Origin of the sequence: Paenibacillus sp. SAF-068 (assembly GCF_051967555.1) — a bacterium.
Classification (GTDB): Bacteria; Bacillota; Bacilli; order Paenibacillales; family Paenibacillaceae; genus Paenibacillus.
This window is the reverse complement of sequence record NZ_JBQCJX010000001.1, coordinates 2,282,503-2,296,532: the sequence shown is the minus strand read 5'-3', so window position 1 is coordinate 2,296,532 and position 14,030 is coordinate 2,282,503. Positions and strand designations below refer to the sequence as shown.

The window sequence follows — 14,030 nt, the reverse complement described above, 5'->3', positions numbered from 1 at the left end:
ACATTAGATAACAAATCAATGAGTTGATTTTGCTTTTATGCGAACTCATCGTCAAATAAAGTTTCTTATACATCTAAAATTAATTCTATGGAGGTTTTCCCATGCTTACATCCAAGATGCTTATTGATAAAGATTTTCAGATTGCGGAGGTTGACCCTCGCGTATACGGTTCATTTGTAGAACATTTGGGACGGGCTGTATATGGCGGCATTTATGATCCAGGTCATCCTAATGCGGATGCTCAAGGTTTTCGTCAGGACGCCATTGAAGCGATCAAGGCGCTGAACGTACCCATCGTTCGTTACCCGGGTGGTAATTTCGTATCCGGTTACAATTGGGAGGACGGCGTTGGTCCGGTAGCAGAGCGTAAACGCAGACTTGAGCTGGCTTGGTGGACGATTGAAACCAATGCTGTGGGCACGAACGAATTTGCAGATTGGGCGAAGTTGGTAGGTACGGAAGTAATGATGGCTGTAAATCTGGGTACTCGCGGTATTGATGCAGCCAGAAACCTGGTGGAGTACTGCAATCACCCATCTGGCACATACTGGAGTGATCTGCGTATCTCTCACGGATATAAAGATCCACATAAATTCAAAACATGGTGCCTCGGTAATGAAATGGACGGCCCTTGGCAGATTGGTGCGATGACTGCATATGAATACGGTCGTATTGCGAATGAAACAGCCAAAGCGATGAAATGGGTTGATCCAGAGATTGAACTCGTTGCATGTGGCAGCTCCAGCCGTGATATGAAGACATTTGCAGATTGGGAAGCAACCGTGCTTGATCTTACCTATGAAAATGTGGACTACTTGTCCCTGCATCAGTATTACAATAACAACAAGGACAACACATATGACTTCCTGGCGACTTCGCTGGATCTGGATCAATTCATTGATAGTGTGGCTTCCATCTGTGATTTCGTACAAGCCAAGAAACGCAGCAAAAAGAAATTGATGCTGTCCCTGGATGAGTGGAATGTCTGGAAATCCATTGGCACAAGCCGTATGGAAGAACGTTGGCAGATTGCCCCTCCAGAGTTTGAAGATGTGTATACACATGAAGATGCATTGGCAGTGGGCTGTTATCTGATCACCATACTCAAACATGCTGACCGTGTTAAAATGGCTTGCCTTGCACAGCTGATTAACACCATTGCACCAATCATGACTGAAAATAACGGAGCGATCTGGTTCCAGACAACGTACTTCCCGTTCATGCACGCCTCCAACTTCGGTCGTGGTACAGTGTTGCGCTCCATTACAACTTCACCTAAATACGACTCCAAAGACTTTACAGATGTTCCTTATCTCGAAGCGATCAGTGTGCACGATGAAGAGAACGGCACAATTACGATCTTTGCGGTGAACAGACATCTGGATGAGCAATTGGAATTGAATGTGGATCTGCGTTCTTTCGGAGAAACCACATTTGTGGAGCACATCGTACTGGAAAACAACGACCTGAAAGCTACGAATACCAAAGAAAATCCACGCAACGTCCTTCCACACAATGGCGGACACACAACCGTGGATCAAGGTAAAGTTCAAGCTGTGCTGAACAAAGCGTCATGGAACGTAATTCGCCTGAAAACCAAACAGGCTTAATAAAAATTAGTTAGCTGAAAGATCTTTTTCGTTAAAATAGTCCAAATTACCATACGTGTTTCAATGCTAGGCAAGATCAGTATAGTGAGGGGCCGTCCCATGAGTCATACCGATGACTGGGAAGGCCCCTTATTCGCGTTCACTGTAACAAGGAAACCTTGTTAGTGCAAATCGCTGTAATGATCTAATGAATATCACACACGCTATTCGCTTTCTTTTGCGCAGATTTGACGTGTAACGAATCACAGAGACTTTATTTCGGCAAACGGACTACCATTTCAGGATCAGAAGACATTTTATAGAGCATTAGCTTCACTGAGGTTCGTTACAATTTTTATTTCTTGATTATCAGCCTAATAAGATGTGGTAGGTTCGTTAGCACATGCTGCCAAGGGAAATTCTTTGCGAGAGCACCATTTCAGCTTATAACGGCATGCAAATAAGCTGCCTCCATCGAGCACGGGAAGCAGCTTTCAATTTGCTTTCTTGCATGAGCATTTGATTAGTCCTCGTTCTCTTCCGCTTCGGCGGCTTCACCCTGAGCTGTCTGGCTTGGTGGATTCATCAACCCTTGAACGGCCCCCATAAATGGCTGAATCTGCTTAATCATGCCATACCCCATTTTGACCACAGGTGTAAAGCGTTGGATCATGCCAAACAACCGCATACCTCCACCCAACATACCTCCAATCGAGCCTGCACCGCCAAGTCCGCCAAAGCCACCTAACAATGACCCTAACATAGGCATGAAAGATGATACCTGAGCTTGCCGGGAAGTTGAACGAGACATCGACCGGGATCGTACCTGCGACTTATGAGAACTGTTGCCCCGTTTACGTTTTCGAGAAGATGCTGTTTTTCTCGCAGCCCCTGCTTTAGGTTTGGTTTTGCGCGTACTGCCTTCAGATGAAGGTGTTGTAATTGCGGTCTGAGTAAGCTTTCCACCCCCGGTAATCACTACTCCTGCGTGATTGACATCAGAGATGTAGCCAACGTACGTTTCGCCATTATGAAGAGTCACGCAGACTGGACGATCCTTAAGCCGTTTTGCCTTGACGTGTATTTCACTGGTCTTCGCCATGGAATTCACCTCACTTGACTTGATCTACTTCAGTCTACGCAATGGGTGGACGACTTGCCTGTGCGAATAACACATCCCTGTGCCGAAGCAGGAAGATTCTGACGTGCGACTACAGATTCCTTGTTTTTTCCTCAGATACGCTCAATATACATCTCATTTAAAATATGACCCACACGATATGTGTTATCTGCCAATTCAGATTTTACATAGGATGCAATATCACTCTTTTCAATATCGTACATGACCTCCATTTCTTTAGAAAAAAGAAGGTGTCCTTCATTCATTTTCTGCTCCAACGAGGTAATCTGTTTTGGTTGCAGATCAACTCCCAGTACCTGCTGAAGTGCTTGCACATATGTTTCAAGAGAACGCGCTCCGACAATTTTCATACCCTGGTTCTCTTCATTCACAATGATGATGGATGGGAAACCTCTAACTCCCAAGCTGGCGACACGCTCAAAGTCTTCCTCTAATAACTCTTGTGCCGACTGCTGTGTAGCCGCCTCAACCACTTCTTTTCCATTCAAGCCCAGTTGATTGACGATATCCGTCAGCACATCATCTTCTCCAATATTTCGATTAAATGCAAACACGGCCTCACGCGCACGTCTTAAAAATTCATGCTCTTTACCAGGGTGTGTACTCTGAATGACCTTAAATACGCGAGATGGCGGATAGGAAGAAAGTATTGGATTGTCATGCCATAAGGAACCGTCGATGGGCATGCGTGAGTGCTCACCCACTTCCTTCCAATGTTCTGCAACGTCCGAAGGCTTTTGAATCCCGTTAGCACCATCCGAGAAACCGTTCCAGTTAGCCAGTAGCCCACCCATTTTGATTTGCATCGTAAAATAATGACCGTATTCCTCTACAAACCGTTGAAGCACAGGCTCAAGCGCCCAACAGTGAGAGCAGATCGGATCTGTTGCGTAATAAAGAGTTATCCTTTTCTCAACGTGATTCAGATTGATTTTTTGCATAGTTTCTTCTTCGCCCACACCACATATGCCTGTTTCCAGATCACACATCATAGATTCGTTACTCACGTATATCCCGCCTTTATCTTGTTTTATGAATTGATTTTCTTGTGTTAGTTTGATTATAATGTCTACAAACTTCTGAACAAGTACGATTCTTTTTCTGACTTAGTATCAAAAAGTATACTATTGGAGGGTATCCAGTGAAATACGAGTTTAATTTTGATCAGTTATGTCCAGCGACTTATGCATTTCAGGTTATTGGAGGCAAGTGGAATCTTCCGATCCTGGCAATCCTTAGTGAAAGTGACTGTATACGTTACAATGAATTAAAACGAAGACTGCCTGGCATTACCGGAACGATGCTAACGAACTGTCTGAAGGATTTGATTCATTCCGGCATTGTACACCGGGAGCAATATAATGAGGTACCTCCGAGAGTGGAATATTCGCTCACAGAATCGGGTAAGGAATTGGTTCCTTTAATCGAATCCGTTGTAATGTGGGGTCAGAAAAATATGACAGCAGGTTTGAAGAAACAAGATATATAATGCCTGGTCTCATGTAAACTCTTCGACTGGAAGTTCATTTTGAATCACTCGGTACATTTTGTTCAATGGCAAAGAGGCTATTTCACCGGACCATCACGTCCTTTGAAATAGCCTTTGCTTTGTACTTACAAAGCTGCCGTGTGCACATCTAACGATTCAGTCTCGTCATCTTCTTCACTCCCTAAATACATAACCGTTTGTTCTCCCTTAACCAACCTTACGATCTGTTTCCTTAATTTTGAAGGCAATAAAGGTAATTGCATCAAATTTTTAATTTCAAGCCATTCATACTCTATTTGATTTTCGTCACTTGACAGAATAGCACTGTTATTGTCCCTTAAACCTATGTATTCGGATAAAAAAACAAAATCTACACGATGAAGAGCTGCACCATAGACACCTTCAATGACGAATTCCAAAGATAAAGGCTCCACATCTACACCGACTTCTGCTGCGACTTCTCTCTTCACAGCCTCAGTCAGTGTTTCACCTGCATTCTGGCTCCCGCCAGGCAAGGTATAGATGACATCTCCATGATCTTCCTGCCTAATCGCCAGCATCCTCCCGTCTTTGATAATTAATGCTTTTGCAGAATTTCTAATCTTTCTTTCCATTGTAATCCCCCATATATTTTGTGAAGAATATTTTAACACATACATCTAAACAAATTCTGAACAATCAATTCCACTCACTCTTTGCGACCTGCATGAAAGCAGCCATGGACGGAGAAATCCATTTTTCCCGATGCCATAGCATTTGTGCAGTAAAGGACACATCTGACAAATCCCATGGCAGAGAAACCACTTCCCCCTCGCTTAACTCTTTCTTCAAAGCCATTTCAGGCAACAGCGCAATTCCAAGTCCAGCTATAGCACACTGTTTAATGGCTTCTACACTATGAAACTCCAGCTCTGTCAGAGCATCCGCACCTTTCTTTGTTATGGATTGGTCAAAATGAGTGCGATACGAACAGTTCTTTTCGGTCAGTAAAAAATGCTGTTTGTGAAAGTCATCAATGACCAACGTGGAACGCGATGCTAACATATGATCCGGAGAAACCACCATTCGAAAGGGCTCACCCTTTAAAAACTCGGAATGGAGATCTTTGGAACCAACAGGTTCATCCAATACAAACACGATATCTGCATGCCCTTCTCTCAGACTCGATTTAAGCTCTTGACCAGACAACGGGCGGAAGAATAACCGCACACCAGGGTACTCCACTCGGAAACGTTTGAACAAGGATGGAAGAAGATAAGCACAGAGTACCTCGTCTGCTCCGATGACAACCGTTCCCGCCAATTCCCCATGTTGACTTGATATGCACTTCGCTTCCTCTACATCATTTAAGATTCTAGTGGCGTACGGCAAAAATTGTTGCCCAGCGTCGGTTAACACAACCTTTTTGCCTAATCGATCCAGCAATTTCACCCCGAGCTCTTCTTCCAGTGATTTGATCTGCATCGTAATGGTAGACGGTACATAATTCAATAATTCAGCAGTTTGATGAAAGCTACAGGTCGATGCAAGTGTCCAAAAGGTTTTTAACTGACGTATTTCCATGAATCAAGCGCCTCCTCTGTTCAAAAAAAATGAACGATATATTCAATAACGTTTCGTTGAATTGATGATAGACGTAATGTAGAGTGAAATCAAGTTATGACTATATTTTAAGGAGAATCCATCCATGAACGATTATGAAACATATAACCTTGGAAATACATTACTTCAATCGGGGCAACATCTCCCTCAAGCTTTTATGGCATACAAGACTTATGGAAACCTAAATGCGGCAAAAGACAATGTTATTGTCGTCCCAACATGGTTTGCTGGGCTTCACACAGATAATGAATGGTTAATTGGAGCGGGCAAGGCCTTGGATCCCAGTCGGTATTTTATCATTGTACCTAATATGTTAGGTAACGGATTATCGTCCTCTCCGAGCAATACCCCTGCCCCATTTGATAAGGAGAACTTTCCTCTCATCTCCATGTATGACAATGTGCGTGCCCAACATCAATTACTCACTGAGAAATTCGGTATTAACAAGATTAAACTCGTTGTAGGCTGGTCTCTGGGAGCCATGCAGGTCTATCAATGGGGAACCAGTTATCCGGAGATGGTTGAACGTATTGCCCCATTTGGCGGAACGGCAAAGAGCAGACCCCATACACAGTTGGTATTCGAAGCCATGATCGCAGCATTACAGGCAGATTCCAATTTTAAAAATGGCAGGTATGAGCGCCCTCCGGTTGCCGGTCTCGCAGCGATGGGAAGAGTTTATGCTCCATGGGGATTTTCGCAAGCGTATTATTTGGAGCAATTGTACCGATCTGAGGGTTACGATACCTTAAAATCATATGTGGAAGATTACTGGGATCAGGTATTTCTTTCCTTTGATGCTAACGACTTGATTACCATGCTGCGTACAGGAATAGATGGAGACATTAGTAACAATCCCGAGGATCGCTGTAACTTCGAACAGGCCCTGCGTAAGATCACCTCTCCTGCACTCGTTATGCCAGGGTCAAGTGACTTGTTCTTTACGCCTGAAGACAGTGCGTATGATGTTCAACATATGCCCAACGCTGTACTTCAACTTATAGAGTCCAAGTGGGGACACTGCTTTGGAATTGGAGCTAACGAAGCGGATTCAATCGTTATCGAACGTCATCTAAAGCACTTTTTGGAGACATGAGTAAAAAAAGAAGGAGTATAAAGTAAAAAAAGTGCACAAAGCTCATTGATCTTGTCTTCGCTAAGACTCGAAAGTAAAAAAACATACGGGTTCCCGTCAATAACCTTTATATCGCATTCCCCCTTTCTCGTTTAGAATATTTTCAAGAAAGCGTTATTGATTCTGACTGATAAGGGGGAAAAGAAATGAACAAGAAAACGAAAGCTTTAGTCTTGTCTATGTGCATGTCAACCTTATTACTCGCAGCCTGTAGCAATGGAAGCGGTGCAGAGAAAGGTTCAACGACAGATCCGGATTCCAACGAGGCTGGAACGACAACCATTCACACCGTAACATCTGAATACACTTCTGCAAAATATCCAAAGGGCGACGACATCACCAACAATGTGTGGATCAAGCGCTACAAAGAGAAGTTTAATATCAATGTGAAAACAGACTGGGTCAGCGATGAGTATGATACCAAATTGAATTTGGCTATCGCATCGAACGATCTGCCTGATGTCTTCAGGGTTAACCCATCGCAATTGAGGCAGTTGGTCGAAGCCGATATGGTCATGGACCTCTCAGAGGTCTTTGATCAACACGCTTCGGATCGTCTCAAAGGTTATATGGAAGCGGATGCAGACAGTTACGAGTCCGGAAAGAAGGACGGTAAGCTGTACGGCATACCGCAGATGCACTGGGGATTAATTGAACAACCAGACTTCATCTGGATTCGGAACGACTGGAAAGAAGAATTAGGGCTCCAGGACCCGAAATCTGTGGAAGACATTAAGAATATCGCATTGAAATTTATGGAAAAGCACGGTGGTTATGGCATAGCAGTAGATCAGTCGTTGGATTACCTTAACCTGCTCGCGATCGCATGGAATGCGCATCCGGATATGTGGATGGAGGATAAAAGTGGACAACTCGTGTATGGCTCCGTGCAGACTGAGATGAAGAATGCACTGGCTGAGTGGTCAGAATGGTACAAGCGAGGCATCATTGATCCGGAATTTGCAATCAAAGACTTCAACGCGATGAACGCAGACATTGTCGCCGGCAAAGTGGGAATGCAGCCTTATTATCAATGGTGGGGTTATAATCCGGGTGTCGATACGGTATCCAACTTGGGTAAGGACGCTATCTTCTATCCATATATCATTCCTACCGTCGATGGGAAGGAAGCCAAACAATCCATCTTTTTCGCCAACAACAATTATATTGTCATGAAGAAGGGATTCAAGAACCCCGAGAAAGTGATCGAGATTTTGAACGACTATGCTTATATCGTGGATGAAGGCAATGGCAAGGAATCTACAGAAACGCTATCTGCTTTGCTGGATAACGATATTGCCCATGTTGTCGGTGCGTTCCGTGTGTTGAATCCGAATTCGGATTACGAGCAATTTGAGGCGGTGTCTGCTGCCCTTGAATCCAAGGATACCAGTGGACTCACGACTTCGGGTATGTGGCAAAAATATAATAACAGTGTTGAATTCATGGAGAATGCAACCCCAGGAGCAGTCGGTGATTATTTGCAACAAGGTGCTCCCAAAAATGCGTATGGTCTTGCCAAAAAAGTACTCGACAGCGAAAACTATACGAAAACAGCCTTATGGGGTGTTACACCAGAGATCCTGTCAAGCTATGGAACAACTTTGGATGATATCCTGACGGAGGGCTTCACCAAGATCATTATGGGTAGCGAAAGTATTGATTATTTCGATGTGATTGTCCAGAACTGGCGAGCAGCCGGAGGCGATGATGCAACTCAGGCCGTCAATGAGGCATACGGAAAATAATAAGTCTGTTGCCAAGAAGGGACGGGAATGATTCTCGTCCCTTCTTGGCAGCGGTTACAACTTTATCGCGCCAAGAACGGAGGAATACGAATGCTGAGAAAATGGAAGCAACAGCGAGCTTATCACCTCATGTTGATCCCCAGTCTGGTCCTGGTCTTCATCTTTAGTTACATCCCATTCTACGGACTTATTATCGCGTTTCAAAAGTACAATCCGGGCCTTGGTTTCAATTCGCCATGGGTCGGATGGGATAATTTTGCGCATATCTTTAATCAGCCGAACTTCGTAAGAACGATCTGGAATACATTGTACATGTCTGTCTTCAAGATTATTGGGGGTATCATCGTGCCCGTCATTTTTGCATTATTGCTCAACGAGGTACTTCACAGTGGAATCAAACGCACATTCCAAACATTAGTCTACATTCCAAACTTCCTCTCTTGGGTCATTATGGCCGGCATCATGCTGGATATCCTTAGTTCCGATGGCATTATTAATACGTTTCTGGGCGTATTCGGAATTGCACCGATCTCCTTTCTTGGCACACCCTCCATTTTTCCCTGGACGATGATCGTGAGTGACATATGGAAAGGCTTCGGGTTTGGCACGGTTGTTTATTTGGCAGCCCTTACCAGTATTGATCCGGGTCTTTACGAGGCCGCTGTAATTGACGGAGCCAAGCGCTGGAAGCAAACCATCTACATTACACTGCCCCTCCTCATGCCAACAATTGTTTTAATGACCGTGTTGTCACTTGGAAATGTACTCAATGCTGGCTTTGACCAAATCTATAATCTCTACTCCCCTGTCGTCTATCAGACCGGTGATATTATTGACACTTATGTATACCGTCTGGGAATTCAGCAGGCACAGTATTCAATCGGTACCGCCGTAGGATTGTTCAAATCCATCATTTCCAGTGTTCTGGTTGCCGTATCGTATATCCTGGCCTACAGGGTGGCTGGCTATCGCATCTTCTAAGAAGGAGGAACTGATACTATGATCTATGACAAAAGTCTGAGCAGGCGGGTGTTTCTTATCCTAAACTACATCATATTGCTTCTGATCTCTCTCCTGTGTATCCTGCCTTTTATTAACCTGTTAGCTGTATCATTCAGCAGCAGTGCGGCCGTCTCTGCGGGAAGTGTTACGTTCTGGCCAGTGGAATTTACAACCAAGGCCTATGAATTTGCATTAACGGGAGGTTCCTTTTTCTCTTCTCTCTGGGTAGCCATTCAACGAACCGTTATCGGGACTTTGGTGAATCTGGTTCTGATCGTACTCACGGCCTATCCCCTCTCCAAATCGAAGCAAAAATTGATGGGGCGTAATATCTATATGGGATTTTTCATCGTAACCATGTTATTCAGTGGAGGACTAATTCCAACCTATCTCGTTGTCGTCAAAATGGGGCTGATCGATTCCATATGGTCTCTGATCCTGCCTGGGGCTCTCCCCGTATTCAGTATGATCATCCTCATGAATTTCATTAGGGGGTTGCCCGAGGAGATTGAAGAATCAGCCATTATCGATGGGGCTGGCCCTGTACAGGTATTGCTTCGTATACTCCTCCCGCTTCTCAAGCCAGCTCTCGCAACCGTTGGTTTGTTCAGTATCGTGGCCCACTGGAATTCGTGGTTCGATGGCATTATCTATATGAACAATCCAGCCAATTACCCATTACAAAGCTACCTCCAGACCCTGTTGCAGAGCTTTGAGCAAATCATGCTGAAATCAGGATCAGATTACACGCAGCTGTTGTCCATGATGAACGCCAGAACGGGACGCGCAGCTCAAATGTTCTTGGGTGCTATTCCCATTTTACTCGTGTATCCGTTCTTACAGAAATACTTTACCAAGGGTTTGGTGTTAGGAAGCGTCAAGGGGTAAACCAAAGGGCTTGCAGTTATTACTGCGAGCCCTTTTATACTACCTATACTCTGAGATGGCAGGCAGCAGAATGGAGAACTTGGTACCTTCACCTACTTTACTTTCCACCTGTATTCCATAAGGTTTTCCAAAATGAAGTTGAATTCGACGCTGTACATTATGCAAACCAATCCCATTGGCTCCTGTACCTGCACCAGACTTTTCTTCCATTAGGTTCTGCATGGTATGATCATCCATACCCACGCCATTATCACAGATTTCGATTACAACTTCATCCACCCGCAGTTGAATCCGAATGGTAATGATTCCGTCTTCCTCCAGTTCGGCCAGACCATGAAAAATTGCATTTTCCACAATGGGCTGCAGGATCATTTTGGGCATTCGATAATCCAGCACTCTATCCTCTACCTCATATCTCATCTGAATACAATCGTAGTACCTGACATTCTGGATCGTTACGTAATTGGTTATATTATCGAGTTCCTCACGAATTGTGACGAGAGTTCCATCGGATTTTGTTGCATAGCGAAGCATCGAGATTAGGGCATCGGTCATTTCCACGATTTTGTCAGCTTGTTGCATCGAGGCGATCCATTTCACCGACCCAAGTGTGTTATACAGAAAATGAGGCTTGATCTGGTCATGCAGCGCACGCATCTCCGCCTTGGCTTTTTCAATCTCTTCCTGCTGCACCCGTTCGACCAACCGCTTTAGCTCGTGGGACATTCTGTTAAATCGAATGGATAAATGTCCAATCTCGTCTCGTGAGTCAATAGGTTCGACTTGTTCAAACTGACCTTTCTCGACTAGGGCAATATTCCGTAGCAGTTTTTTAATGGGAGTTGTGATCACGTGAGATAGAAAAATGGATATGACGGCAGCAAAAAGAACAATGACTATAGCGAGAGTCACCAGATTACGGCCCAATATTTTTCCATCCGCTGTCAGCTCATCCAAAGGCATATACAAGTAAGTTGTCCATTTTTGCTGACTAAGGGGACTGGTCACCACGACATTTAATGATTCAGGTGGACGAACGTTGTCCCGGAACAAAGTCCCGATTAATCGTTCGTTCACGTTGTATACGATCTTGTCATCCTCATCAACGATCATGAATCTGGAGCGTAACCCTTCCTGCAAGTTTCGATTGACAATCTCGATGAATTTGATATCAATGCTGACAACGATCACGCCAAGCAGTTCCCCACTAGACACATCATGAATTTTGCGAGCGTGTGACACTGCCAGTATTTTATTCTCCAATTGCTCGTCGATTCGTGTTGTGAGCGTAATGGTTCGATCATTATCATGCATGAACTTTTTGAACCACAGTTCGTTCGTTACTTTGAAGTTTGGATCAATGGGTTGATGTGGACTGACAAAAAGGTCTTGCCCTCCGTTCATATTGTAGAGGTAGATGGAGAATACCCGATCTTTCATCATGATATAATTCATCAGAATATTGTACGCGGCAATCTCATGTTGTTCATCACCCTCTCGCAGGAAATCCTGGATCGGAAAACTCCCTTCATGAGTTGCAGACAGATTGTCACTGAGGCCATTGCTGGCTAACAATGAAATTTTCTCAATCTCCTTGAGGAACTCGTCAATGCGAATATTCGTCTGCTTGGCCAGATCGGTTAGCAACGTTGTATAGTTCTGTGCCAGTAACCGCTCTGAGGAGTAATACGAATTGATTGTCATCACCAATACCGGCAGGATAATGACCGTCATACAGATCACCATAATTTTGTACTTGATTCGGAAGGGCCGAACATGCTTCATATGCTGCACCTCTATTCACCGATTACATTCATCCCTGCTGTAACTCTCGATATTCCTCAGGAGTAACACCTACCGATTTTTTGAAAATCTTACTGAAGTACGTGTAATTATGGTAGCCTACCTTTTCCGCTATTTCATATACTCTCATTCCTCTACTCAATAGATAGGCTTTGGCATGTTCAATTCGAACTCGGGTCAAGTACGTGATAAAGTTCTCTCCCCGTTCCTGCTTGAACACTCGGCTTAAATACGACGGATTAACACTGATTTGGTTAGCGATACTCTGCAGGGAGATATCCTCCGCATAATACTTGTCGATCAATTCAGTCGCAAGATCGGTGTAGGTGCTTTCCTGTTTGATTTGGGAATCGGTTTGGAAGTAATACGCAATATGAGCAAGCATATCTTGATGGATATCCTCCCAATACTCCCCCTTTAGAACGATTTCATATGGCGATTTCTCTGTTAAGGAAGGGGTACCTCTCTCCGCAGCTCGGGATAGATGGGAGTGAATGGTCTCCATGACCATGATATATTGCTTGCGAATGCTGTTCTCATCCGCTCGTAGCTGTTCCAGATTGGATCGGATGCCTTCAAGGAATCCCTCCGCTTTTTTGATGTCTTTGCTTACCCACAACTTCAACAAATCTCGTTCTTGTTGCGGGCTTAAAGCCCCCTTAACTTCATGTCGATCTGGGGATTGGACCCTATACTCGTAATACAATACCTGGTTGCTACCTGTGAAGAACCCATGTTGTAGAGCCATTTCCGCCTCTTGGCAGGCCTTTTTAATGTGAGGGAAGCCGGAAACCATCGTACTTACCCCTGCCGTGAGCGACAGATTCATGAAATCCTTGATGGAAGACAGCAATTTGTTACATAGTTTATTTAAATCGGTGTGAACAGATTGGCTCTCAGGATGTACATTGACGATTACCCAATATTCAGAAGAACTTTCAACAAAAATCTCTTTCTCCCACTTCGAAGGAATGATCTCTTCCATAATATTAAGAATTGAAAATCGGAGCAGCTTTTCCCCCTTCTCGACATATTTCCTCTTCGCGTCCTCGTAATAGTTCACGATGAACTTGATGACGACGAGCTGGTCCGAATGGATACGAAATTGCAGTTCTTCTGCTTTGGAGACGATATCCTCTCCACTTATGAATCCGCTTACAACATCCTGGAAGAAACTATCCTTTAAATATCTTAGGCTCTTGGAATAATCCTGTGCGATAGAGGATGAGTTGGTTGGATGAACATGTTCGCTTTGCAGTTTCTGTCCAACTGTGCTCAGGAGCTCAATAAGGGAGGATTCCGTGATCTCGCTCTTAATCAAGTAATCTGAAGCGCCAAGTTTTAGTGCTTCTTTCACATAATGAAATTCGTCAAAATTACTCAGGATGACATACTTACAGGTTTTCAGTAAGCCGGACGCCTCTTGTATAAGCTGCAGCCCATCCATAATGGGCATCTTGATATCTGTAATAATTAGATCAGGCATCATTTCAAGTGCAAGGCTCAATGCCTCTTTACCATTCCCAGCTTCACCAACAACATGGAAATTGTACTCTTCCCAATTCAGCATGGAACGAATTCCAACCCGCATGAGCAATTCATCATCGACAATCATCAGTTTATACATGCGTAT

Annotated in this window: 12 protein-coding genes; 6 read left to right on the top strand and 6 right to left on the bottom strand. The window is 44.1% G+C overall.

What is annotated here, in order from left to right; genetic code table 11:
- The first annotated feature begins 101 nt into the window (after positions 1 to 101).
- Positions 102 to 1,610 (top strand): arabinosylfuranosidase ArfA, encoded by a 1,509-nt coding sequence (gene arfA / locus ACTHPG_RS10015; RefSeq protein WP_440389051.1) that lies wholly within the window; start codon positions 102 to 104, stop codon positions 1,608 to 1,610.
- Between the two features lie 502 nt (positions 1,611 to 2,112).
- Here arfA and ACTHPG_RS10010 read toward each other — a convergent pair.
- Both ACTHPG_RS10010 and ACTHPG_RS10005 read right to left on the bottom strand, forming a co-directional pair.
- Positions 2,113 to 2,691 carry a hypothetical protein gene (locus ACTHPG_RS10010; RefSeq protein ID WP_440389050.1) on the bottom strand — a complete coding sequence of 193 codons (579 nt, stop codon included), beginning with the start codon at positions 2,689 to 2,691 and terminating at the stop codon, positions 2,113 to 2,115.
- 131 nt (positions 2,692 to 2,822) lie between these two features.
- Positions 2,823 to 3,737 (bottom strand): DsbA family oxidoreductase, encoded by a 915-nt coding sequence (locus ACTHPG_RS10005; RefSeq protein ID WP_440389048.1) that lies wholly within the window; start codon positions 3,735 to 3,737, stop codon positions 2,823 to 2,825.
- Between the two features lie 134 nt (positions 3,738 to 3,871).
- On the opposite strand from ACTHPG_RS10005, the gene ACTHPG_RS10000 reads away from it, so the two are divergent.
- Entirely contained in the window at positions 3,872 to 4,219 is a 348-nt protein-coding gene (locus ACTHPG_RS10000; RefSeq protein ID WP_440389047.1) for a winged helix-turn-helix transcriptional regulator, read from the top strand.
- 125 nt (positions 4,220 to 4,344) lie between these two features.
- Here the strand turns inward: ACTHPG_RS10000 and ACTHPG_RS09995 are convergent, their stop codons facing one another.
- A complete protein-coding gene (locus tag ACTHPG_RS09995; protein WP_440389046.1) occupies positions 4,345 to 4,833 on the bottom strand; it encodes an NUDIX domain-containing protein in 489 nt (162 codons plus the stop codon).
- Between the two features lie 64 nt (positions 4,834 to 4,897).
- The gene (locus ACTHPG_RS09990) at positions 4,898 to 5,782 is read right to left on the bottom strand and encodes a LysR family transcriptional regulator (RefSeq protein ID WP_440389045.1); all 885 of its coding nucleotides are present in this window, start codon (positions 5,780 to 5,782) and stop codon (positions 4,898 to 4,900) included.
- Between the two features lie 124 nt (positions 5,783 to 5,906).
- Between ACTHPG_RS09990 and ACTHPG_RS09985 the strand changes: the two genes are divergently transcribed.
- The 4 genes from ACTHPG_RS09985 (at position 5,907) to ACTHPG_RS09970 (ending at position 10,594) form a co-directional block, all read left to right on the top strand.
- Positions 5,907 to 6,917, top strand: coding sequence for an alpha/beta fold hydrolase (locus ACTHPG_RS09985; RefSeq protein ID WP_440389043.1), 1,011 nt, complete (start codon positions 5,907 to 5,909; stop codon positions 6,915 to 6,917).
- A gap of 185 nt (positions 6,918 to 7,102) precedes the next feature.
- Positions 7,103 to 8,704, top strand: a complete 1,602-nt coding sequence (locus tag ACTHPG_RS09980; RefSeq protein ID WP_440389042.1) for a hypothetical protein — start codon at positions 7,103 to 7,105, stop codon at positions 8,702 to 8,704.
- 90 nt (positions 8,705 to 8,794) lie between these two features.
- Positions 8,795 to 9,685: an ABC transporter permease gene (locus ACTHPG_RS09975; RefSeq protein ID WP_278295126.1), complete on the top strand. Its 891-nt coding sequence runs from the start codon at positions 8,795 to 8,797 to the stop codon at positions 9,683 to 9,685.
- Positions 9,686 to 9,703: 18 nt separating this feature from the next.
- Positions 9,704 to 10,594, top strand: a complete 891-nt coding sequence (locus ACTHPG_RS09970) for a carbohydrate ABC transporter permease (RefSeq protein WP_440389041.1) — start codon at positions 9,704 to 9,706, stop codon at positions 10,592 to 10,594.
- A 39-nt stretch (positions 10,595 to 10,633) separates the two neighbouring features.
- On the opposite strand, the gene ACTHPG_RS09965 is transcribed toward ACTHPG_RS09970, so the two are convergent.
- Together ACTHPG_RS09965 and ACTHPG_RS09960 are read right to left on the bottom strand one after the other, a co-directional pair.
- Complete coding sequence (locus ACTHPG_RS09965; RefSeq protein ID WP_440389040.1) at positions 10,634 to 12,379, bottom strand: cache domain-containing sensor histidine kinase; 1,746 nt, start codon at positions 12,377 to 12,379, stop codon at positions 10,634 to 10,636.
- Between the two features lie 28 nt (positions 12,380 to 12,407).
- The gene (locus ACTHPG_RS09960) at positions 12,408 to 14,024 is read right to left on the bottom strand and encodes a helix-turn-helix domain-containing protein (protein ID WP_440389038.1); all 1,617 of its coding nucleotides are present in this window, start codon (positions 14,022 to 14,024) and stop codon (positions 12,408 to 12,410) included.
- Positions 14,025 to 14,030 lie beyond the last annotated feature (6 nt).